The organism is Archangium violaceum (assembly GCF_016859125.1).
In the GTDB taxonomy this organism is placed as follows: domain Bacteria; phylum Myxococcota; class Myxococcia; order Myxococcales; family Myxococcaceae; genus Archangium; species Archangium violaceum_A.
This window is the reverse complement of record NZ_CP069338.1, coordinates 4176777-4200073: the sequence shown is the minus strand read 5'-3', so window position 1 is coordinate 4200073 and position 23297 is coordinate 4176777. Positions and strand designations below refer to the sequence as shown.

The following is a 23297-nucleotide window of genomic DNA, read 5'->3' as shown; positions in this document are numbered from 1 at the left end:
TGGCTCCAACGAGCTCACACGCCCCGGGGAACCATCCGTCTGGAATCCATCGTTTACCCGGTAGCTTGTGGGATGCCCAACTCCCCGGATGCTCCGAGACTCGCGGTTTCGTGCTCACATGGGCATCAGGCGGAGATCCCGTGGGAGCTGGAGCCAGAGAGGTACGCGCGCAGGAATCCAGGGTGCCGGACGCCGAGCGTCTGACGCTGCTCGCGGACGCGTCCCACCAGCTGGCCGAAGCCGGCCTGGAACCTCCCGCCGTGCTGGAGCGCCTGTGTGCGCTGGTGGTCCCCCGGCTGGGCACCACCTGCCATGTGCGCCTGCTGTCCGAGGATGGCCTCTGGCTGAACCCGGTGACGTCGGCGCACGCGGAGTCGCGGACGCTCCCCCTGTTGCGGCACCTGGCCACCGTGCCCCTGCGCGCGGACGAGCACCCCCTCGCGGAGCTCCTGCGCACCGGCGGTCCCCTCTTCTGTTCCCCCGAGGAGCTGGCCCGCTCCCAGCACCCGGAGCGCCACGCGCCGGGCCTGGCGCCCCTCACCTCCGCCCACCTGCTGCTGCTGCCCCTGCGCGCGCGCCAGCGCTCCCTGGGCACGCTCACCGTCCTGCGCGGTCTGGACGAGCCCCCCTTCGAGAAGGCCGAGCTGCTGCTGCTCCAGGGGCTGGTGGAGCGCGCGGGACTGGCGCTGGACGTGGCGCGCGCCTACGAGTCCGAGCGCCGGGCCCGGCACGCGGCGGAGGTGGCCGCCGAGCGGCTCGCGCGCATGCAGCGCGTCACCGAGGCCCTCTGCGAGGCCATCTCCCCCGCGGACGTGGCCCGCGTCATCGTCGAGGAGATGAGCGCCGCCATCGGCGCGGACCGGGCCCTGGCCGTCGCCCCCATGACGGACGTGCCCGGGCAGCTCGAGGTGGTGGGCCACCGGAACCTGCCGCCCCGGACCCTGGCGCACCCGGTCCGCTTCCCCACCACCGCGCCGCTGCCCGTGGCCAGGGCGTACCGCGAGGGAGAGCCCGTGTGGGTGGAGTCGCGGGAGGAGCTCGCCGCCTCGTCACCGGAGAGCCTCGTCGCGGAGCCGGCGGTGACACGCGCCGTGGCCGCCCTGCCGCTGCGGCTGCGCGGGAGGACCCTGGGCGCCATCGCCTTCGGCTTCGACACGGCCCGGACGTTCAGCCCGGACGAGCGCGGTCTGCTGCTGGACCTGGCGCGGCAGAGCGCCCAGGCCCTGGAGCGCGCCTGGCTCTACGAGACCGCGCGGCAGGCCCGCACCCGCGCCGAGCGCGTGGCCGCGCGCACCGCCCGACTCCAGACGCTCAACGCCGCCCTCTCCCAGGTCCTCACCGTCGCGCGCGTGGCGGAGGTGGTCATCGACCAGGGTGTGGCGGCCATCGGTGCCCAGGTGGCATGCCTGTGGCTGCTCGACGCTTCCCACACCCACGCCCGGCTGCTGCGCGGTGTGGGGCTCCAGCCCGAGGTGGCCAGGACCGTGGAGACCCTGATGCTCGGGCAGGGCACGCCCCTGGATGATGCCCTCCAGCACGGGCAGCCGGTCCTGCTCGAATCCCAGGAGGAGTTCGCCCGCCGCTATCCCATGACGGAGCGGAACCTGAGCGAGCTGGCCCCCGCCTCGCCCCCGCTCGCCCTGGCCTTCCTGCCGCTGCGCGTGGACGAGCGTGACCTGGGCGTGCTCGCCCTGGGCTTCCCCGGGGTGCACCGCTTCGACGACGACGAGCGCGTCTTCCTCTCGCTGCTGGCCCACCACGCCGCCCAGGCGCTGGATCGCGCCCGGCTCTTCGCCCAGGAGCGCGAGGCGCGCGAGGCGCTGCGCGACGCCCACCTCACGCTCGAGGCCATCATCCAGGCCTCGCCCATGGCCATCAGCCTGCTGGAGCTGGACGGCACGGTGCGCCTGTGGAATCCCGCCGCCGAGCGCATCTTCGACTGGAAGGCCGAGGAGGTGCTCGGCCGGCCCACCCCCATCGTGTCCGAGGACAAGCGAGAGGAGCTGCGCGACAACCTCGCGCACATCGCCCGCGGCGGCTCCATCCTCGCCCGGGAGACGCTCCGCATCCGGCGGGACGGCACGCCCATCCACATCTCCCTGTGGGCCACCTCCGTGAGCGTGGTGGGCGGCAGGCAGCTGTGCCTGTGCATGATGGCGGACATCACCGAGCGCAAGCGCACCGAGGAGGCCCTGCGCTTCCTCGCGGCGGCCAGCAACGCCCTGGCCAGCTCGCTGGACCACGAGGTGACGCTGGAGCGGGTGGCGCACCTGGCCGTCCCCACGTACGCGGATGGGTGCTTCGTGTACCTGCTCGGCGGCGAAGACACGGTGAGCTGCGTGGCCACCGCCAGCTCCGGGGAGTTGCTGGAGCCGCCGCGAGAAATGGGGCCGCTGGCGCCCGGGGAGTCCGCCATCTCGCGCGTCATCACCTCGGGGCGGCCGGAGCTGTGCGCGGACTGCACCCACCGCCCGTTCCCATCGCGCGAGGACCCCTACCTGCCCTGCGAGGCCGCGGCGCGCTCCTACCTGTGCGTGCCCCTGCGGGTGCGCGGCCAGACCATCGGCGCGATGTCCTTCGTCTCCTCGCGGCACAGCTATGACCCGCAGGATCTCGCGCTGGCGCAGGAGCTGGCCCAGCGCGCCGCCCTGGCCATCGACAACGCCCGCCACTACCGCGACGCGCGGGATGCCATCCGCCTGCGCGAGGAGTTCCTCGCCATCGCCAGCCACGAGCTGCGCACGCCCGTCACCGCCCTCCTGCTCCAGGTGCAGCGCCTCCAGGGAGCGCTCGCGAGAGATCCCCAGGCGCTCTCCCCGGAGCGGCTGCGTCACGGCCTGGAGGTGGTGGACCGGCAGGTGAAGCGACAGATGAGCCTGGTGAATGATCTGCTGGACGTGTCCCGGCTGGGAGAGGGCCGGCTCGCGCCACGGCCGGAGCCGCTGGAGCTCACCGCCCTGGTGCGCGACGTGGTGACGCGCTTCGAGCCGGAGCTGGCGCGCACGGGCTCGCTGCTCGCCCTGCGCGCACCGGCTCCGGTCCCCGGGAGCTGGGATCGGCCGCGGCTGGAGCAGGTGGTGACGAACCTCGTCTCCAACGCGGTGAAGTACGGGCAGGGCAATCCCATCGACATCACCGTGGAAGCCGGGGAAGGACGCGCCCACATCATCGTGCGCGACGCGGGCATCGGCATCGCCCCGGAGCACCTGGAGCGCGTCTTCGGCCGCTTCGAGCGCGCCGTGTCCGAGCGCCACTACGGCGGCTTCGGCCTGGGGCTGTGGATCGCCCGGGAGATCCTCGAGGCGATGGGCGGCCGGATCACCGTGAGCAGCCAGCTGGGCGTGGGCTCCACCTTCCGGGTGGAGCTGCCCCGCACGCGGAGCTGACTCCGAGAGCGGTCAGCGGGCCGCGGGCGCCCCCTTCCGCGGTCTGCGCGAGCACCGCGGAGGGAGAACCCCTCATCCGGGAGACGAGCAGGGGCGTGAGGGTTCGGAGGTTCAGGGTGCGAGAACCCTGATTCAGTGAGTCATGTTGCGCATGCTCCCTCTCCCCCTGGGAGAGGGCGGGGGGTGAGGGTCGTCACCCGCACGTCATCCAGAGAGCCTCGGGTCCATGTCCACGAACCACGTGGACACTCGAGGCTACTGGCGCAGCGCTCAGCTGGAGCCAGCCGCCGCGCGATCGCTCCCGGCCCCCGCGCTCCAGGACTTGCCCTGCGCCTGCGCCGTCACCCCCGGCAGCTCCACCTTGCCCGTCTTGACCAGCGCGTACCCGAACCCCACGAGCAACGAGCCGGCGGCGATCGACAGCAGATACAACAGCACGTGGTTGACCGCGTTGGGGATGAGCAGCACGAACAGTCCCCCGTGTGGGGCCATCAACTGCACGCCGAAGTACATCGACATGGCCCCCGTCACCGCGCCGCCGATCATGCAGGTCGGAATCACACGCAGGGGATCCTTCGCCATGAACGGAATGGCGCCCTCGGAGATGAAGCACAGGCCCAGCACCAGTGACGCCTGACCCGCCTCGCGCTCCTGCTTCGAGAACTTGGCGCGGGCGATGAGGCTCGCGAGGCCCATGCCAATGGCCGGCACCATTCCGGCCGCCATGATCGCGGCCATGGGGCCGTAGCCACCAGCACCCGCGGACAACAGACCGACGCCGAACGTGTATGCCGCCTTGTTGACCGGGCCGCCGAGGTCGAAACACATCATCGCGCCGAGCAGCGAGCCCAGGAGGATGGCATTGCCCGAGTTCATGTTCGTCAGGAACGTCGTCATCGCCGACATGATCGCGGCCACCGGCGTGCCGATGACGTAGATCATCACCAGTCCGGTGACCAGACTCGCCACCAGCGGGATGATGAGGATCGGCTTCAACGACTCCACGCTGGCCGGGATCTTGACGTAGCGACTCAGGGCCTGCGCCGCGTAGCCCGCGATGAAGCCAGCGACGATGCCTCCGAGGAAGCCTGCCCCGAGGTTGCTCGCCAGATAGCCGCCAATCATTCCGGGTGCGATTCCAGGCCGGTCGGCGATGGAGTACGCGATGTAGCCGGCGAGCAGCGGCACCATCAGACTGAAGGCCGCACCGCCACCAATGCTCATCAGCGCCGCCGCCAGGGTGCCCTCCTCCTTGAAGGCCTCGATGCCGAACACGAACGACAGCGCGATCAGCAGTCCGCCCGCGACGACCATCGGGAGCATGAACGACACACCGGTCAGCAGATGCCGGTAGACGCCGCGCCGCTCGCCCTGCTCTCCCCCACCGGCCCCGGCCGCTGCATGGCCCGGCTCACCGCCCAGGACCTTCGCCTTCTCCAGGGCATCGCGAATCGTCTGGCCGGACTTCTTCAGCGCGGCGCTCGTCGAGGTCCGGAAGACGCGCTTGCCGACGAACCGCGAGGAGTCCACCTCGATGTCGCAGGCCAGGATGACGACTTCCGCCTCGCGGATCTCCTCCGGAGTCAGCACGTCCTGCGCGCCCACGGAGCCCCGCGTCTCGACGCGGATGGGATGGCCCAACCCCTGTCCGGCCTGGGTCAGCGCCTCGGCCGCCATGAACGTGTGGGCGACTCCGGTGGGACAGGCGGTAACGGCCACGATCTTCGGCGCGCCCCGAGCGGCAGCGGTTGGCGCGGACACAGCAGGCGCGGCGGCACCATCACCCGCACCGGCTCCGGCGACCACGGTCAACGGCTTCGCTTCACGCTCGGCGCGGCTCAGGAACGCGGTGGGATCCGGTAGCGCTTCCGAGATGGGCGCCTGATAGACGCGCTTGCCGACGAAGCGCGCGAGGTCGACCGGCGCACTCGCCGCGACGACGACCAGGTCCGCCGCGGCGAGCACCTGACTGTCGAGCGGGACGAACGGCTCGAGCTGGCTGTGCATCTCCACGGCGACCTTCCAGCCACGTTGGCTCGCCGCGCGAACGAGACCTCGAGAGGCCAGGAACGTCGTGGCCACCCCACTGGGGCAGGCCGTGATGACAATCACATTCATCCGTGAGTCTCCCCAGTGAATGAGTCCGGGCCCAGGCTCCGGACGAGGGTCTGCTGCTGAAGCTGCTCGAAATCCGCGGTCCTCGGATCGCCGACGCCCACATGGCGCACGGACTCTGCGGCGAGCGCCGTCGCGAAGCGGAGTCCCCGCTCGCGCGGCAGACCGGACAGGGTGCCGTGCAGCATGCCGGCCAGCAGCGTATCGCCCGCGCCGACCGTGCTGACCACGGGAACCCGCGGCGAGGTGGCCATCAGGGCGCTGCCTCGCTGGGCCCAGATGACCCCCTCGGCCCCCGCGGAGACAATCACGTCCTCGATGCCCTCGGCGTTGAGCCGCAGCGCCGCCTGCAGACGCGCCTCCGGCGTATCGAGCGGGTGACCCGCCCACTCGGCCAGCTCCGTCTCGTTGGGTTTGACCCCCGAGGGCCGCGCGGCCAGCCCCGACATCAGCGCCGCTCCGCTGGTGTCGAGCCACACCGGTACCTGACGCGCGCGAACCATGATGATGAGGCCGGCGATCTTCGACGGCGCCACGTTCGGCGGGAGGCTGCCGGAGATCACCACCGCATCGAGCCCGGGCAGCAGAGACTCCAGGCGCTCGGTCAACGAGTCCAGCGCGTGCGCCGGAATCAGAGGGCCCGGCCCGTTCAGGTCCGTCACGCGCCCGCCCGGCTCGGAGAGCTTCGCGTTGATGCGCGTCTCACCCGGGACCCGGATGAACGCGTCGCGCAGCCCACCTTCGGCGAAGGCCCGCACGAAGGGCGCCTCGTTGTCCGTGCCGAGCAGACCCGACACGGTGACGTCATGGCCCAGTCCCGCGAGGACACGCGCCACGTTGATGCCCTTGCCACCGGCATCGAGGCGGGTGCTCTCGGTCCGGTTGACCTCTCCGAGCCGGAGGGGGCCGCACAGGATCGCGAGATCCAGCGCGGGATTCAATGTCAGCGTCAGGATGCGCGCCATCAGAAGGACTCCAGGGCTTCGCGAACCGCGGCGGAGGTGGGCTGCCGCAGCGCGAGCTCGGCCATTTCGCGTGCCCGGGTCAGCGTCAGCTCGCGGATGCGGGCCTTCACCAACGGCACGCGGCGGCTGCTGACGGACAGCTCATCGACCCCCAGACCCACCAACACCGGAACCGCCTGGGGATCCGAACCGAGCTCACCACACACGCCAACCCAGCGGCCCTCGGCATGCGCGGCCTGGACCGTCAGCTGGATGAGCCGCAACACGGCCGGGTGGATGGCATCGGACTGCGCGGACAATCGCGGATGGCCGCGGTCGATCGCCAGCGTGTACTGGGTGAGATCGTTGGTCCCGATCGAGAAGAAGTCGGCCTCCTTCGCGAGCGTGGGCGCGAGCAGCGCGCACGAGGGCACTTCGATCATCACCCCGAGCTGGACGTCGGTCGCCCTCACCTCGGCCTGGACGCGGTCGAAGAGGGCCTTGCCCGCCCGGAACTCCTCGATGTCCTTCACCATCGGGAACATGATGCGCAACGGGAGGTTGCCGGCGGCGGTCAGCAGGGCGCGCAGCTGCGTCTCGAGCACCTCGGGCCGCGTCAGCGTCAAACGGATGCCGCGCAGACCGAGGAAGGGATTGTCCTCCTGCCCGACAGGCCAATACGGCAATGGCTTGTCACCGCCGACATCCAGCGTGCGCGCCACCAGCGGACGGCCTCCCAGCGCATCGAAGGCCTCGCGGTACTCGGCGATCTGCGTCTCGAGATCCGGAAACCGCGGATGCCCCATGAACACGAACTCGGTGCGCAGCAGACCAATGGCCTCGGCCCCGCGCTCGACGGCATCGGCGGCGTGCGCGGTGTTGCCCAGGTTCGCGGCGACCTCCACGCGGTGGCCATCGAGCGTACGTGCCTCCTCGTGGCGCCGGCCATGGGCCGCCCGCTGCCGCGCCTCCTGTTCCTCGATGCGCTTCTCGGTGCGCTGCCGGCGCGCCGGGCTCGGAGCGGCGACGACCCGCCCGAGCTCTCCATCCACGATGAGCTCGACACCGGACGTCAACGCCAGCACGCGCTCCCCCGCCCCCGCGACGGCGGCGATGCCGAGCGCCCGCGCGAGAATCGCACTGTGTGAGGTGGCTCCACCGCGCGCGGTGACGAGGCCGCGCACCTTCGCCGTATCCAACCGCGCGACGTCGGAGGGCCCGACATCGTCCGCCACCAGGATGTAGGGCTGCTCCGGCGGCGTCGGCATCTCCACGCCGCACAGCAGACCGAGTACACGACGGCCCACATCGCGCAGGTCCGCCGCGCGTTCGGCCAGCAACCGGTCCGCCAGCGATTCCTGCGCGCGCGCCGCGGTGTCGATCGCCCGCCACCAGCCGGCCTCGGCCGACGCCCCCTCACCGATGGCCTCGAGGGCCGCGTCACGAAGATCCGGGTCCTGCAACATCTCCGCGTGGATCGACAGGATCTTCGAGACCTCGCCGCCCACCGTGCGCTGCACCAGCGCCTCGAGTTGCTGCTGGGCCCCCACGAGCGCTTTCTCGAGCCGTCCGCGTTCCCGTGCGGCGTCCTCGGCGCGCTCGGCATAACGGAACTCCGGCATACGCAGCACGTAGGCGGGCGCGATCGCCACACCCGGTGCCGCCGGCACGGCCGTCATCGGCTCGTCGGCTACCGGGGGGACGACGGGCGCTGTCTCGACGACAGGGGCGGTGACCGCCTCGCGCTCACGCTCGCGCCGCTCGTCGAGCGGCGTCACCGGCTCGCCGAGCCCCCCGCGCACCGCTTCCACCATGGCCGCGACGGCCCGCGCCGCGCCCTCACCCTCGGCCGAGAACACCAGCGTCTGGCCACGGCGCGCGCCCAGGCCGAGGATCCGGGTCAGGCTGCTCGTGGAGACCGCCTCGCCATTGCCTTCGAGCAGGCGGACGTAGACCTGCGCGGTCTGCTGTCGCGCCACCAGCACCAGCTCCCTGGCCGGCCGAGCATGCAGTCCGTGCGGATTGAGCAGGCGGACACGGGCGGTCTCGGCTCGTGCGGATTCGCCCGCCAACCGCGACAGAATCTGCTCGGCGGGCAGTCCATCCAGGGTGTTGCCATCACCGCGCGCGAGCATCCCGTCCAGACGCTCGAGCAGCGCGCGATGCGCATCACCGTGGGCCGCCAGGCAGAAGACGCCGACGACGTCTCCGGCCGCATCCTGGAACCGCTTCTCCGGCGTCGCCAGCGCCAGCGCCGGTGTCTTGACGCCGGTGGCGGCGAACACGAGCCACAGTCCCTGGCCCAGCGGCATCGGCTGCTGTCCGGCGATGGCCGCGACGAAGCTCGACTCCACGCAGCCGGCATGACGCAGACGCGCCGCGGCGGCCATGGCCAGCTCCAGGTGATCACGCGCCGGCACGCCCAGACAGAGTGTCTCCGCGTCGAGCTTCGCCGACGCCGGGAGGTGGGTCAGCGTCGCGAGCACGTCCTCGGCGTTCGTCGCGCGGGCCAGCGTCTCGGCCACGCCCTCCCTGTCCAACACGCGCGTGAGCTGACGCAGGATGTCCAGGTGCTCGTCGGACTGCGCGGCGATCGTCACCAGCAGGTTCACCCGGGAGCCGTCATGCCATTGGACGCCCTCGGGGAACTGGAGCACGCGAATTCCGGTGGAGCGCACATAGCGCCGGCTCTCGGGAGTGCCGTGTGGAATGGCGATGCCGTTGCCCAGGTACGTGGAGGCCTGGGCCTCCCGAGCGAGCAGACCCTCGCCATACTCGGCGGATACACGGCCAGCCCGGACCAGTTCCTCGGCGGCTTGAGCCAGGGCCGCGCGCCAGTCCGCGGCGCGACAGCCCAGCCGGACATCCTCCCGGGTCAGCGTGAGCATCTTGAATCCTCCTTGTAGTGGAACTTAATAAGGGGTTTGCTGAATCGTGTCACCTGGGGAGTGGAATTCCAAAAATCCCCTGTAGATTCCCAGGGTTCGGCAGCATCCATCCTTCCTGGGATTCCGGAGAGTACCCGATGACGCTGTCCGACATCGCGCGCCTGGCGGGAGTCTCGCGAACCACGGCCAGCTACGTGCTCAACGGCCAGGCCGAGGCGCGCCGCATCAGCCCCGAGACGGTGGCGAGGGTGAGGGAGGTGGCCGAACGCCACAACTTCCGCATCGACGCCCAGGCGGCGGCCTTGCGGCGTGGAGCCAGCCGCACCCTGGGCCTCATCATTCCGGACCTCGAGAACGCCAGCTACGCGAAGCTCGCGAAGCTGCTCGAGCACGGGGCCCGGAAGGAAGGCTACCAACTGCTCATCGTCGGCTCCGATGATGACCCGGCCACCGAGCGGGAGCTCGCGTTGATGCTGCGGGCGAGGCGCTGCGATGCGCTCATCGTGGCGAGCGCGCTACCGGGCGAGGACGCGTTCTACGCGGAGTTGATGGAGGGCGGGATACCGGTCATCGCGGTCGACCGCTCCCTGGATCCACGGCGCTTCGTCTGCGTCATCAGCGACAACACGTCGGCGGCCGAAACGCTGACGCGCTCGGTGCTCGACAAGAAGACCCGACGCATCGCCTGGCTGGACGCGGTGGACACGCTCTCCATCACCGTCGAGCGGCGCGAGGGATTCCGGCGTGCCGTCACGGGCCACGTCGCGCACGTCCATGAGCTCACCGGCGCCCGGTATGACCGTGCGACCGGCGCCCGCTCGATGCGCGAGTTGCTCGCCACACACGGCCTGCCGGACGCGCTGATCACGAGCTCGTACACGTTGATGGAGGGCGTGCTCGACGTGCTGCTCGAATCACCCGAGGGCCTGCCGCGGAAGTTGCGGATGGCGACGTTCGGGGATGATCGGCTGCTCGACTTCCTGCCATTGCGGGTCAACTCACTGCCGCAGCGGCACGAGCGCATCGCCGAGGTGACGCTGGCGCGCGCGCTGGACGCGGTGCAGGGCCACTATGAGCCCGGTTGCGAGGTGGTCACCCGCGAGCTCAAGCGCCGCGGCTGAACCAATCGCCGCCCCCAGTCCTTGCCTCGTCCCGCCTGCGAAGGCGCCCTGGGCAGGCGTGTGCCCACAAAGGGAAGCATGACCTCTCCACCGAACTGGCGCACAGCCCGGGTGGTCCCCCTCAGCCCGCCCCTCCCTCTCCGCACACGCCCTCTGCCCTCGACAGTTCCTCCATCCATCCATGCGTTGACACGCACCCGCCCTGGCACGTCACGCGAGCGCAGGAGTCCATTCGGAGACCTTGACCCGCAGCGAGGAGGCCGCCGCGATTTCACCCAGGATCTTACTGAGGACTCCGGCGTCGCTACCCCCGAAAGAGAAGGACCGCGCCTCATCGAATCCATGCCTCGGCATTCCCTTGCAGATCATGGCCGCATCAGCTCGTTCATACAGTCCGCAGAAGGGGCCAGTGGAGATCGGCTGCACGAAGCCAAGGCTTCTCATCACCGGCTCGACGAGAGAGAGGATGTCTGGCTGGTCGCCACTGAAAGTGCCACCACACCGCTGTGGCATCTTCTTCAGCCGGAACATGGACAAAGCGCTCCACGCCAGCATCTCGCGCAAGGTCTCGAACCTCTCGTAGAGGTCATCATCGTAGGCTCCTTCCTCCTTCGCCGCCACCAGAGCATCGCCGCGTACTGTGTCGTCGAGGTCGTAGAACAGGGATGTGGGCATCATCTCTTGTGAGTCATGCGCGATCAGCAGGAGGCGGGGATGCGGCTCGACCCACTCCTCGTCGTAACGCTCCAGCACACGCTGCGCCGAGAAGTCGAGAGTTCGATAGGCCAGAGGTCCCATGCTCTGCCCCATGCGGCTGAGGAACCAGCGATAGAATGGAGGCAGGGGGCGGCCCGCAGTCCGCTCGATTCGCGCGATCTGATCGGGCGTGGCGCCCTTCCACTGCTCCGCGAGTCCAGGCACGACTCTGAGCAGCAGCTCTTCCATCACGGCCTCTACGCCTTGCTCTTCTTGTGCTGGCATGTCTTCTCCGTTGCCTCTTCAGGAATAGACGGTCGGCCTTGTTCCATTCTTTCTCGAGGAGAACCGGGTCGTTGCCTTGGGCAGCGCAGCGCTTCTCGGTAAAAACCTCGACCTTCCTGACCCAGACGTTTTCTTTCTTCCCGGTTCCCTTGTTCAGAACGGTGATGGATTTTTCGGTGCCACCCACCTGGGGCACGTGCCATCCATGCTCCTTCTTGACGAGTTCGCGGAACACCGTCTCCGTCCCGCCCGAGTGATCTGCATACGTCTGATCGCAGATGCACCGGACCACGCCGAGCATCCTCCCCGAGTCATTCTTCCCCTTGGGGAACTTCTTGGCCGGTGCAGCACCCTCATTGTGCTTGGAGAGCGTTTTCGCGAGCTGCTTGGCGTCAGCCCGCGTCTTGTCCGTCTCTTTCAGCTCGCCCTTGGATTGATGTACCTCCCCACAGAGGGGGCATGGCTTTTCCCCCGTGACCAGGCTTGATTCAAAGTCCCACGGGAGAGGTCATCCCACCCAGGCCTACGGCTGAAGTATAGTCCCGCCTACAGGCGCCCACCGGAGGCGAGCAGCCGCGGGCAGCTCGCGAGGGGGAGCGCCAGCACAGAGCCGGAGACGGGCCGGACAGGTCCGGGGAGAAGAAGGATGAGTGGGAAGAAAAACCGGGGCGGGAGGACTGGCGGGCCCTCCACACCCCAAGCGGGAAACGGGAAGGGGAAGAAGGACGAGCAGGAAACCCCCTCCCGCGTGCAGAGGATGATGGCGAGCCTGGGGCTGAGATTCAAGGAGGTAAAGGACCCCCGGGCCCGCCGGGGACAGAGGCATCCGCTGGCGGCGATGTTGATGCTGCTGGTGCAGGCGCTGGCGGTGGGGCGGCGGGTGTTGAGGCATGCCGAGGCGCTGGGGAGGACATGCTGCGCGAAGGCACGGCGCCCGAGGGGCTGAAGCGGCCGGTGTCCGACACGACGTTGGATAGGCTGCTGGGGAAGTTGGAGCCAGAGGGGTTGGAGCAGGAGGTGCACCAGATGGTGCACCGAGGACTGGAAGTGGGGCTGATACGCCATGAGCTCTTCGCCCGGGGCGTCGTCAGCATTGACGGGAAGGCAGGGGAGAGCACGCCGGGGCAGCCGCCGTGCGAGCCGAGCCACACGACGAAGGATGAGCAGGGGCGGGAGTACTGGTACCCGTACGCGCTGCGCGCCAGTCTCACCAGCAGCGCGGCCCAGCCGGTGCTCGACCAGAAGTTGCTGGAAGGCAAGCAGGTGTTACCGAGCACGCTGGATGAGGGAGAAGTGGGCCCGGACGAGCAGGCAGAATGATGGAGAGGCCCCTGGGCGGGGCCAGGATTCCATCAGCAAGCTTGGCGAGGGAAGAGCCCCAGGGTTGCCCGTGCATGTCCGCCCCTGCCGGTCCGTGTCAACGCCCAGGAGCGGGGATAGAGCGGGTGCGAAAGGAGGACGGAGCAGCATGGCAACGAGCAGGAGTGGGTTCGCGGTGGACAGACCCGCCCCCACCACCTGGGCTCCGCGACAAGACGAACATGGAGCAGAAGACAGAAACCGGGGGAGTCCTCCGCATGAGAGGGCAGAGCGGTGTGTCGCCGCCCACCACCGACGAGGCCCGCCCGCGCACGTGTCCGCGGTGCGGCCAGCCGGCTTTCGAAGGGGGCGAGGTGTGGATACACGGGCATGGCGTGGTACAGCGGCAGCAGCGAGGGCCCGAGGCACCCGGAAAGGTGACGGTGAAGCGGGAGGTATCCTGTCGTCGCTACCGCTGCAAAGCGTGTACGGCCGTGCTGACGGTGGTGCCTGCGTCCGCGCTGGCCCGCAAGCACTTCTCGGGAGCGGCCATGGCGCTGGCGCTGACGCTCTGGGGCCTGTGCGGCTGGAGCGCGGCCCAGGTACGCGCCGTGGTCGGTGGACAGCTGCCACCGGAGGGAAAGCCCCGAGGATGGCGGACACTGGCGCGCTGGGCCCGGCAGGTGGCGGATGGGAAGCTGTGGGCCTCGCTGGATTCGCGGGCCCAGGGTGCACCCAGGCAGGTGGCGGCACGTGTCGCCCAGGCCTTGTGCGGCCGGGCACCGCCCTGGGCACGGGCAGCCGGGTTGCCCCACCAGGCGTTCGCCGGGGCTTGCCATGTGAACTGATGGGAACCCAGGCGCCAGCAACGGCCCCGAACCGCCCACCGGGTTGGGGGTAGCCGTTGCGCATACGGCGCTCGAGTCCGGCCTGTCGACGCACGCCCACACCTCTGGGCCCGCGTCGGACAGCGAGGCTGGAGGGGACAGGTCTGCCCCGCGACTGGATTGGCTGCGTACTCCGGCCAGCTCCAGCACTTATTGCCGCGGGGCCGAGCGCCGATGCCTCTCCGCTGCCGCCCTCCGCTCCTTCGGCCTCCATCGAGGTTGCCGGAAGACGGCTCTTCCCGTCGCGTGGAGCGGACTTGCGGCAACCGGGCAATGAACCCACCTGACTCCGTGCTGGTGCTCGACCGCTTCGGAATCGACCTCGCGCGGTGCATGCAGTCGCTGCCTCCCGCGCTCGGGACATCCAGCACTCCGGATGGCCTGGATGGGCTGCGCGAGCGACGCCCGATTCCCCTCACCTTATCCCGTGCCCTTCCTCATGAGGGTCGGCCGCCTCCCCTTTGCAACCCCTGGGCCGCCCCTCCCCGGACCCCTCCCCATCTCCCAGTGTGGCGATAGAGCCACCAAGGAGAGTCCATCAGCAAGCGTGCTCACATCCCCATCAACAAACCTGCGCGGTAACACTCGCCCAGCCTGCGAGGCAATGCACCCCTGGTGCTCAGCTGGCTGCGTTTGCTGGCCTACAACCTGCTGGCCCTGGTGCGCACGCACCTGCCGACTCGCGACAAACGGCCCCAAAGCTTCGCACGCACCATGGAGGTGCTCTACCAGGGCCTGTTGGGTCTGGCCGTGCTGCCCGAGAGTCTGGCCACACTTGCCTGAGCGCCCGCCAGCTGCTCCCGCTCCGGCCTTCCCGCGCCTCTTCTCCCCTGGCTGTTCGGCCTGTGTACCTTCACTCCTGTCCTTCCACGGCGCCCCTCTTTCAGGCGCCGTCCGGAGGGATGCTCCCTCTTTGCCTGTGAATGTCTGGACTTGCTCTCCGCCTCTTCAAAACCTCTCCTACGGACTTTGGATCAATCCTGACCCTGCGCACCGGGGCCCTCGCGCAGTTGGAGCAGCATCTCCGCACCATCAGCCAGCCCGAGCACAACCCCCGGAGGCAGACGGCCTGGACCGGCGTCTTCGAGGACGTGATCTCCCGCATGTGGAGTGGGAGCTCCTGAGAAGGAATTGAGGGGAGCGCGGGGATTTGGATCTTTTCTCGTGCAGGTAGGAGGTCCGCGGACCCTTATTCACATCCAAAACATTTCGTCACAAAAACGTAAAGAACAGGTCACGAGCCCGCTTCAGGGTGCCCACTCGAAGCACCACCTCCCCTTCGAGAGGACCCCCATGAAGAGAAGTGTACGCATCGGAGCACTTGCCACACTTGCCCTCACCTTCGCGACCGGCTGCGGCGGCATCGAACGGCCCGAGGGCTGGAGCGAGGAGTCGCACGGCAAGGAGGCCCCTCCCGCCTATGACGTCGTCTTCGCGCAGGGAAAGGTGAATCGGATCGACCTCACCATCTCGGCCGCGGACTGGCAGACGATGCAGGACGACATGACCGCCATGCTGGGCGAGTTCGGCGCCGGCGGAGGCATGACTGGCGGTGGAGGCGGGGGTGGCGTTCCCGGCGGCGGCGGACTTCCCCCCGAGCTCACGGAGGCCTGCAAGGACAAGGCGGAAGGGGACGCCTGCACCGCGACCCTCAACGGCAACACCTTCACCAGCACCTGCGCCAAGACGCCGGATGGCACCCAGCACCAGTGCCAGCCCCCGCGTGGGACTGGTGGTGGCGGCGCTCCCGGTGGTGGCGGCGCTCCCGGTGGTGGCGGCGCTCCCGGTGGTGGCGGCGCTCCCGGCGGCGGCGGGGACCTCATCCCCAACACGCCCGTGTACGTGCCCTCCACGGTGCACTTCAACGGGAAGACCTGGAACTACGTGGGCGTGCGCATGAAGGGCAACTCCACGCTGGCGCAGACGTGGCGCAGCGGCGTGGGCAAGCTGCCCTTCCGGCTCAACTTCGACGAGTTCGAGGACGCGCACCCGGAGATCGACGACCAGCGCTTCTACGGCTTCGACAAGCTGTCGCTCGGCAACGGCGCGGCCGACACCTCGCTGATGCGCGACAAGCTGTCCACGGACATCTTCCGTGAGCACGGGGTGCCCGCGGGCCACACCGCCTTCGTCGCCCTGTACGTGGACCACGGCAACGGGCCCCAGTACTTCGGCCTCTACACGCTCAACGAGGATCCGGATGAGCCGCTGCTCGACCGGAGCTTCGGGGGCCACAAGGGGGCGCTCTACGAGGCGGATGGCGTGGGGGCGCGGTTGCAGACCTTCGACCAGGAGTCCTTCGACATCCAGTCGAACGAGGAGCAGGGGTGGACCCCCGTGGAGGAGCTCATCGCCGCGCTCAACTCCGACCGCACCGACGCGGCGGCCTGGCGCGCGCGCCTGGAGGCGGAGCTGGACGTGGAGGGCTTCCTCCAGTGGCTCGCCGTCAACACGCTGCTGCAGAACTGGGACGCCTACGGCGCCATGCCGCACAACTACTACCTCTATTCCAACCCGGACGAGGGCGGGCGGCTGCACTGGATTACCTGGGACCACGACCGGTCCATGGGCGAGGGCATGGGGCGGACGACGTCCCTGACGCACGACACCGTGGACGCGACCTGGCCGCTCATCCGCTTCCTCATGGATGACCCCGTCTACGCGGAGACCTACAAGCGGTACGCGCTGGATGCCGCGCGGGGACCACTCGCCCCGGACGTGCTGCAGGCCCGCATGCGCGAGGCGCACGAGCTCATCGCCCCGTACGTGGTGGGCGAGAACGCGGAGCAGCAGGGCTACACCTTCATCAGCAGTCCCCAGGTGTTCGAGGACTCGCTCAGTGGCACCAACGGCCTGCTGAACTTCGCGGCGAAGCGTCAGGCCGAGGTCGAAGCCGCTCTCGGAACGAGCCCATGAACGCCCCGGCCCGGATGAGCCCCCCTCCCACGTCGGCCCCCGCGCCCGAGATGGACCATGAGCGGCGCTTCCAGCCTTCGCACCAGGCCCTGGAGAGCTTTCTCCGGGATACCCGGCAGTGGACGACTCCCTGTGTGTACGACACCGGTCTTCCGTTCGCCTTCACGCGGACGACCTACTTCGACACCGAGGGGTTGGACTTCCTGGGCTCGTGCCGGACCGGGCGCCCCCAACGCCTGCGGCTGCGGGAGTACGCGGGAACGGTGCACCTCGCCAGCCCTCCGGTGCTGACGGGGACGCGCTTCCTCGAGATGAAGACGAGCTCCGGACAGCGGCGGACGAAGATCCGCGCCTCCCTCTCCGCGGACGAAGCGGGGGCGCTGCTCTCGGGCAAGCCCCTGCCCGGGGAGAGCGCCGCGGCCACGCTCCTGCGGCAGGCCGCTCCCGCGCCGGTGAAGCCGTGGGTGACGGCCTGGTACCGGCGCAACACGTACGCCACCCCGGATGCCAGCGTCCGCATCACCGTGGACCAGGAGCTCCTCTTCTCACTCCCGCCCGAGCGGAGCGCGAAGGGCGAGCCGGCGGCCCCTTCGCGGCTGCTCCACCGCGCTCCGGCCACGCTGCTGGAGGTGAAGTGGCATGGCGGCTCCCCCGCGTGGCTGGAGTGGCTGCTCTGGGCGCTGGAGCCCTTCGAAACCCACGGCTCGAAATTCGAACAAGGCATGCGCGCGCGTCTCTCCGCCTGGCCTTCCACGCAGTGACTTCCAAGGACTTCCCCGCCGTGTACAGCCCTCGCATTCGCACCACCGGCCGGATTCGTGCCGCCGGATGGATTCCCCTGGCCGCGCTCCTCCTCGGGTCCTCCGCCCGGGCCCAGGACGAAGTACCTCCCGCCGTCCCGGAAGCCACCGAGGCCTCCAAGGCCCCGGAGGTTCCCCAGGTCCCGTCCACACCCTCCGCCGACGAGGGCAAGGGGAGCCTCGAGCTGCCCTCCGCGTTCGGCACCGTGGAGGTGGGAGGCCGCTTCTCCGTCCGCGAGACGGTGGATGCCAAGGGCCTGGAGGCCTGGGCCGGCAAGCTGTCCATTCCCTCCGCGCGCCTCGAGGTCACCTACTCCTGGAAGAAGCGCCTGAAGGCCGTGGTCGAGTACGACTTCGGTGATGGCCTGGATGGCCTGAAGGACGCCTACGCCTGGTTGGACATCGCCGGGGGCTTCTCCCTCCGGGCCGGCCAGTTCAAGCTGCCCCTGTCCCTCGTGGAGCTGGAGTCCGCGACGCGGCTCCCCCTGGTGCGCCGGGGCCTGCTGCGCGACGTGCTGAATGACGGGCTGGAGCTCACGGGCCGCCGCCTGGGCGCGCAGCTCGAGTGGAAGTGCACGGGATGCGCGCGGGCGCTCAAGCTGCGTGCCGGCGTGTGGCAATTGGGCGGGGACGAGGACGTGGCCCTGCAGAACGGGCTGGGCCTCACTCCGGGCGTCCGGGGCACATGGGAGGTGTTGGACTCGCTGGAGCTGGGCGCCTCCGCCCTCGGCACCTCGTCCCAATGGACGGCCGGGCTCGACGTGAGGCACGCGCTGCCCATCGGCCAGGGCGAGCTGCGCACCTGGGCCGAGGTGCTCGTGGGCCGCACGAATCAGCTCGTGGGAAGCGACGGGCCACTGCTCATGGGACGGGCGCTGACGGCCTGGCGCATCGGCGGGGGCAAGAAGGGGGCGCTGTACGTCGAGCCCTTCGTGATGCTCTCGGCGCTCGACACCCACCTCCAGCTCCAGGACGACCGGCTCTGGGAGGTGGGGGGTGGACTCAACTTCGGACAGAGGAACCGCTGGCGGTTGCAGGCCCAGGTGGAGAGCCGCCGGGCCGAGGCCTCCGTGCCCGCCGCGGTCCAGTCCCTCGACAAGAGCCTCGCGGAGAGGCGAGCGGCGATGTTGCAGATGGAGGTGAGCTTCTGATGTTGATTGTCTTCGAAGGAATCGATGGCTCCGGCAAGACGACGCTGTCCAATCGCGTGGCGCGCGAGCTGCGCCGGGCGGGGCTGAGCGTGCGCCACGTCCGCGAGGACGGCAAGCTGGCCTCCCCCGTGTCCGAGGGCCTGCGGCTCTTCACCAAGAACCCGCGCAACCTCGCGCTCACCCCCATGGCCGAGCTGCTGCTCTATGCCGCTCGCGAGACGCAGCTGTTGGAGGAGGTGACGCGCCCCGCGCTCGCCACGTACGAGATCGTCATCGCGGACCGCTTCCTCTACACCGCGGAGGTGCTCGCCCGGTGGGGACGCGGGCTTCCGGAGCACGAGGTGCGGCCCGTCCTGGACGCGTGCGCCCGGGGCCTGCAACCGGAGCGCGTCTTCCTCATCGACGTGGACCCGGCGATCGCCCGCGCCCGCCGCCGCATCACCAAACTGCTGGCACCGCCCCGGGGCACCTCCTCCCGGAAGGGACTGGCGGGCGTGGGACTGCAGGCGCGGCTGCGCGCGGGCTACCGGGCCCTCGCCGCGGAGTCTCCGGAGCGCTGGAGCCTCATCGAGAACACGGACGTGCCGCTCGACACGCTGGTGGGCCTGCTGGTGCAGGAGGTGCTGCGGCTGGTGAAGGGCGAGACGCCCTCCTCCCACGTGCGCTCCCGTCCGCTGCCGCCCATCCACTCGCTGGCCGAGGTCCGGGGACGGTTCCTCTCGCGGCTGGATGGCTGGATGCAGCAGGAGCCGCAGCTCGCCGCGTGGTTCCTCGCGGGCCTGGAGGGCCCGGACATCGACCAACGCCGGAGCCAGCTCGCCGGCCAGTGCCCGGAGCTGATCGCCTACGGCCTGACCGGGCTCACGGACGCGAACGCGTGGGAGCTGCGGCGGCAACTGGAGGAGGCGGCACCGGTGCAGGTGCTGGGCTCGCTGAAGAACCTGGCCGCGGACGTGCCCGAGGCCTGGGCGATCCGGGAGCGCTGGGAGACGCGCAAGCAGGAGGCCGTCGCGGACTCGCTGGGCGGGCTGGACACGGAGAAGGCCTGGGCGCTGCGCGAACGCATCTACTTCTCCGCCGCGGAGCAGGTGGTCGGCTCGCTCACGGGACTCGGCGGCGAGCGGGCCTGGAAGGAGCGGAGCCGCTGGCTCTCGGACATGGGAGGAGAGGCGGCGCTCGGCCTGGAGCGGGTGGCTCGCATCGCCTGCCGCTCCATCCGGGGCGTGGATGACGAGCGGGCCTGGGCGTGGCGCGAGCGGGCCTGGGAGGCGGCACCGGACGCGGTGCTCCGCACGTTGGATGGGCTCGACAGCGAGCGCGCCTGGGAGCTGCGCGAGCGGCACGTGGCGCGCGCCCCCCGGGCGGTGCTCGGCACCCTCGAGGGGCTGGATGTCCCCCGCGCCTGGGCCCTGCGCGAATCCTTCGGCGTGCAGTGTGAGGAGGTGCTGGACTCGTTCGTGGGCGTGGAAGGAGCCACGGCGTGGAAGTTGCGCACGGCGCTGGCGGACACCTGGCCCGCGGCCACGGTGAAGAACCTCGGGCCCCTGGCCTTCACTTCCCGGGGGCGGACGCTCGTCGAGCGGCTGCTGGAGAGCCACCCCCAGGACTTCGCCCTGCTGCGCCAGGCCGTCCGCGCCACGCAGGAGCACCCCTCCCAGGAGATTCGCGATGCCTCCGCCTGATGCCCTGACGCAAGCGGCCTCCGTCAGCCCCCATGTCCTGCCCACCCTCGAGGCGCTGCTGCGCTTCAGCCTCGCCCTGCTGCTCGGCTCGGTCCTGGCCTATCGGCCCTGGCGCAGGTGGATGCCCAGGGTTCCGGCCCCCGTCCTCTCCACCGTCCATACCCAACTGCTGATCGCCGTGGCGGGCGCGGTGATGACGACCGTCATCGGCGACAGCATGTCGCGCGCCTTCGGCCTGGTGGGCCTGGGCGGCTTCATCCGCTTCCGCTCGGGCATCAAGGATCCGCGCGACGCGGCCGTCATGTTCGTGCTGATCGGCGTGGGCATGGCCTGCGGACTGGGCGCCTTCCAGATCGCCGTGGTCGCGACGTTCTTCCTCTGCGCCGTGCTGCTGATCCTCGACACGACGGCCAGGGACGACACGCAGTGGGTGAAGCTGTCCCTACAGCTGGAAGACGTGGGCGCGGCGCTGCCACCCCTCCGGGCGCTGCACCCGGGGGCGCGCGTCCTCACCCTGGAGCAGGCGCCCGCGACGCTGGCGGGCACGGCGGTCGTGGAGATCGCCATGCCCCAGCGGATGGACGGCTTCGAGCTGCTCCAGGCCGTTCGCGGCGCGCTGCCAGGAGTCCGCAACGCGTCCATCGATCCGGGTTGAGCATCCACTCCCACCCCGAAACCACCCCCTCAGGAGGTCCGTATGCTCGAGAAGCTGATGCCCAGGTCCGACGAGTTCTTTGACGACTTCGACGCCCAGTGCGCCGTGACCGTGGAGGGTGCTCGGATACTGCACACGCTGCTGAGCGACTGAGGAGAACGTTCGCGTTGGACGTCTTCACCTGTGCCTGGTGTGGAGGCAAGCGCCGGGTGTTGGCATACCTGACGGCACCCAACGCCGTGCGCGCCATTCTGGAGCACCTGTCACTGCCTACGCGGCCTGCTCAGCTGGCTGCAGCGCAGGGGCCACCCCAGCAGGCGTGGTGTTGAGCCTCAAGCAGTCACGCTGCCAAAGACGCCCACGCCCCTGCTGCCTCTCCCTGGGGGGCCACCTGGGCCGGCGTGTGCCCCATGGGGCGCACCGCGTCTCCACCGGCCCGGCGCACAGCCCTCATGACACCCGTCAGCTGCCCTCCTCTCCCCCTCGGCTCCAGCCCTCTCCCTCCACACGGCCCCCATTCCGCCTTCTGTGAAGCGGCCCCCCGAATCAGGCACCTCGCCCTGTTTCGCTTTCAACAACAGCCATCCCCACCCAAATACTTTCCTTCGGCCCCTCGTCGCCGCGGCCGCGCCCGCCTCGCCCTTGGCCCCACGCGTGGGGGCGGGCGCGGGTGCGGCGACGGCCTCGAAGGACTGTGCGCCTCCTGTACGCCTTCTGGCTTGCTGCTCTCTCTCCTCGAGGTCCCTTCATCCTTCTGTTCGCGCTCAACCAGGGGCGGGCTGTGCCGCCGGCGCATGGGGAGATTCGACAGCGGGGGCGCCTTCTATACTTCGGCCCTGTGCTGCTTTGGCCAAGGCGGAATACGCGCTCACCCGCCCGTCGAAACCTGTTGGAGAAGCCGCTCACCTTCAGGCGGCAGGCCGTTGCTCCCTCAGCTCAGGCTGCCTCCATCTCCTCCTCCTGTGCTTGGGGTGGCCGGTATTGCGTCCCATCGCGCATCATGGCGAAGAGGATTCCGGCCAGCCTGCGTGCCAGTGCCACCACCGCAATCTTCTTGCCTCGCCGGGCGGCAATCTTCTCGGCCCACTCTCGCAGGTGTTCCGTTTCTGGCCTCTTCACCCGTAGCAGGGAGAGGGCCGCTTGTATCAGCAGCCAGCGCACCCGGCTGTTTCCTGTCTTCGTTATCGGGCCTCGGTGTTGCTTCTCTCCCGAGCTCTTCTCGCCCGGCACCAACCCCAGGTACGCCTCCACCTGGTGCGGCCCGCTGAAACGCTCGGGCTCATCCACCGCGGACACGAAGGCACACGCCGTCACTGGCCCCACCTGGGGCACCGTGCACAGGCGCGCCACCTGCTCGTCCTTGTGGGCCACTCGCTCGAGCACCCCATTCATGAAGACAATCTGCTCGTTGAGGTGCTGCATGAGATTGAGCAGCGGCGCCACCTGCGCCATGAGCCTGCCCGGCAGAGGCAGGGCCGCCACCCGCTTGACGAAGGACTCCGCCTCCCCATCCGCCACCCTTCGTACCGCACCAGGGCGCTCACCAGGGAAATGTAGCGGGTACGCGTGCGCACCAGCGCCTCACGCACCGCCAGCTGCGCCTTCAGGTGCCTCCTGCCGTCCGAAATGCGGTGCGCCGGCCGGTATGCCCCCAACCTGCACGCCTCCGCCAGGCTGCGCGCATCCCTCTTGTCTGTCTTCACCCGACGGCTGCGCGTGGCGTACATGGGTGCGAAATTCGGGTCTGCCACCACCACCTCGTGACCCCTCTCCTCCAAGTACCGCGCCACCCATTCGCTCTCGGTGGAGGCCTCCAATAGCACCCGGGCCTTCGGGCGCTTGCTCAGTAGCGCCCCCAACCGCTCCCGTTACGTCCTCACCCGCTGCTCCAGCACCACCTCTCCACTCTCGCCCAGAATGCACACCTGGCTGTCCCGCTTGTGCACGTCGATGCCAATGTACTCCATCGCCCATTCCCCCCACTTCGGCGGTCACGTCCGCTCCGCCGCAATGGAGGGCTCGGTGCGCCTCCTCGCCCCCTTGGCCGCCCGGCCGCTTCATCTCCTCTATACTTTCATCGAGGACACCACCGTCTTCCTGCTCATCGACGCCAGCGACAACCTGCCCTCGGGCCGCAAGGCGCGCGTCGTCTACCACCCGCCCGGCGACAAGGCGCTCCAGGCCACCATCCCCGGCATGCTCAGCGGCAGTGCGAACAGCGGCAAGGTGATGATCTTCCGCCGCGGCGGATGGGGAACGGCCCGTCAGGGCGGCCAGCGCGTCGGGACCGAGAACAAGTAGGCCCGCGGCGGAAAACATCCGGAGCTGACTGGCCAGGCGTGGCTACCCCCCGGTGCCAGGCCCGACCAGTCAGCCCCATGGGCTCCTCCAAAGGCCCCCCCTCTGAAGGCCCCCCTCTGATGGATGGAGACGACGAGGGGGAAAATGATGCAAAAAAAGTTCGCGGACGGG

At 69.7% G+C, this 23297-nt stretch carries 17 protein-coding genes and 2 pseudogenes; 13 read left to right on the top strand and 6 right to left on the bottom strand.

Annotated features, from left to right (window positions below):
* The first annotated feature begins 182 nt into the window (after positions 1-182).
* Entirely contained in the window at positions 183-3386 is a 3204-nt protein-coding gene (locus JQX13_RS18075; RefSeq protein WP_203410225.1) for a GAF domain-containing protein, read from the top strand.
* A 270-nt stretch (positions 3387-3656) separates the two neighbouring features.
* Here JQX13_RS18075 and JQX13_RS18070 read toward each other — a convergent pair whose 3' ends face one another.
* From JQX13_RS18070 to ptsP, 3 genes are read right to left on the bottom strand one after another with little or no spacing between them, the layout of a single operon-like run.
* Positions 3657-5504, bottom strand: a complete 1848-nt coding sequence (locus JQX13_RS18070) for a PTS fructose-like transporter subunit IIB (RefSeq protein WP_203410224.1) — start codon at positions 5502-5504, stop codon at positions 3657-3659.
* Entirely contained in the window at positions 5501-6466 is a 966-nt protein-coding gene (gene pfkB / locus JQX13_RS18065; RefSeq protein ID WP_203410223.1) for a 1-phosphofructokinase, read from the bottom strand. The genes JQX13_RS18070 and pfkB overlap by 4 nt, the downstream gene beginning before the upstream one ends.
* Positions 6466-9333 carry a phosphoenolpyruvate--protein phosphotransferase gene (gene ptsP, locus JQX13_RS18060; RefSeq protein WP_203410222.1) on the bottom strand — a complete coding sequence of 956 codons (2868 nt, stop codon included), beginning with the start codon at positions 9331-9333 and terminating at the stop codon, positions 6466-6468. Before ptsP ends, pfkB begins: the two co-directional genes overlap by 1 nt.
* 137 nt (positions 9334-9470) lie before the next feature.
* Here ptsP and cra point away from each other — a divergent pair, with 137 nt between their 5' ends.
* On the top strand, positions 9471-10454 hold the full coding sequence (cra, locus tag JQX13_RS18055) for a catabolite repressor/activator (RefSeq protein ID WP_203410221.1): 984 nt from the start codon (positions 9471-9473) through the stop codon (positions 10452-10454).
* Positions 10455-10664: 210 nt separating this feature from the next.
* Here the strand turns inward: cra and JQX13_RS18050 are convergent, their stop codons facing one another.
* Complete coding sequence (locus JQX13_RS18050) at positions 10665-11435, bottom strand: SMI1/KNR4 family protein (RefSeq protein ID WP_239014835.1); 771 nt, start codon at positions 11433-11435, stop codon at positions 10665-10667.
* Between the two features lie 646 nt (positions 11436-12081).
* Between JQX13_RS18050 and JQX13_RS18045 the strand changes: the two genes are divergently transcribed.
* From JQX13_RS18045 to JQX13_RS18000, 10 genes and pseudogenes are all read left to right on the top strand, one after another.
* Complete coding sequence (locus tag JQX13_RS18045; RefSeq protein ID WP_203410220.1) at positions 12082-12381, top strand: hypothetical protein; 300 nt, start codon at positions 12082-12084, stop codon at positions 12379-12381.
* Positions 12348-12755: a hypothetical protein gene (locus tag JQX13_RS18040; protein WP_203410219.1), complete on the top strand. Its 408-nt coding sequence runs from the start codon at positions 12348-12350 to the stop codon at positions 12753-12755. Before JQX13_RS18045 ends, JQX13_RS18040 begins: the two co-directional genes overlap by 34 nt.
* Before the next feature lie 257 nt (positions 12756-13012).
* A complete protein-coding gene (locus tag JQX13_RS18035; protein ID WP_203410218.1) occupies positions 13013-13582 on the top strand; it encodes a transposase family protein in 570 nt (189 codons plus the stop codon).
* 654 nt (positions 13583-14236) lie between these two features.
* On the top strand, positions 14237-14404 hold the full coding sequence (locus JQX13_RS18030) for a hypothetical protein (protein ID WP_203410217.1): 168 nt from the start codon (positions 14237-14239) through the stop codon (positions 14402-14404).
* Positions 14405-14914: 510 nt separating this feature from the next.
* Positions 14915-16537 carry a CotH kinase family protein gene (locus JQX13_RS18025; RefSeq protein WP_203410216.1) on the top strand — a complete coding sequence of 541 codons (1623 nt, stop codon included), beginning with the start codon at positions 14915-14917 and terminating at the stop codon, positions 16535-16537.
* Entirely contained in the window at positions 16534-17298 is a 765-nt protein-coding gene (locus tag JQX13_RS18020; RefSeq protein ID WP_203410215.1) for a VTC domain-containing protein, read from the top strand. The genes JQX13_RS18025 and JQX13_RS18020 overlap by 4 nt, the downstream gene beginning before the upstream one ends.
* Positions 17299-17318: 20 nt before the next feature.
* The gene (locus tag JQX13_RS18015) at positions 17319-18488 is read left to right on the top strand and encodes a porin (RefSeq protein WP_203410214.1); all 1170 of its coding nucleotides are present in this window, start codon (positions 17319-17321) and stop codon (positions 18486-18488) included.
* Positions 18488-20170 (top strand): dTMP kinase, encoded by a 1683-nt coding sequence (gene tmk, locus JQX13_RS18010; RefSeq protein WP_203410213.1) that lies wholly within the window; start codon positions 18488-18490, stop codon positions 20168-20170. The genes JQX13_RS18015 and tmk overlap by 1 nt, the downstream gene beginning before the upstream one ends.
* Positions 20157-20825: a DUF4956 domain-containing protein gene (locus tag JQX13_RS18005; protein WP_203410212.1), complete on the top strand. Its 669-nt coding sequence runs from the start codon at positions 20157-20159 to the stop codon at positions 20823-20825. Before tmk ends, JQX13_RS18005 begins: the two co-directional genes overlap by 14 nt.
* A gap of 42 nt (positions 20826-20867) precedes the next feature.
* Positions 20868-20975, top strand: a pseudogene (locus JQX13_RS18000) (DUF47 domain-containing protein); the annotation flags it as partial.
* Positions 20976-21761: 786 nt separating this feature from the next.
* Here JQX13_RS18000 and JQX13_RS17995 read toward each other — a convergent pair.
* Both JQX13_RS17995 and JQX13_RS56330 read right to left on the bottom strand, forming a co-directional pair.
* Complete coding sequence (locus JQX13_RS17995) at positions 21762-22343, bottom strand: IS110 family transposase (protein WP_239014833.1); 582 nt, start codon at positions 22341-22343, stop codon at positions 21762-21764.
* A gap of 77 nt (positions 22344-22420) precedes the next feature.
* A pseudogene (locus JQX13_RS56330) lies at positions 22421-22648 on the bottom strand (IS110 family transposase); the annotation flags it as partial.
* Between the two features lie 199 nt (positions 22649-22847).
* Here JQX13_RS56330 and JQX13_RS17985 point away from each other — a divergent pair.
* Entirely contained in the window at positions 22848-23126 is a 279-nt protein-coding gene (locus tag JQX13_RS17985; protein WP_239014831.1) for a hypothetical protein, read from the top strand.
* The last annotated feature ends 171 nt before the right edge of the window (positions 23127-23297 follow it).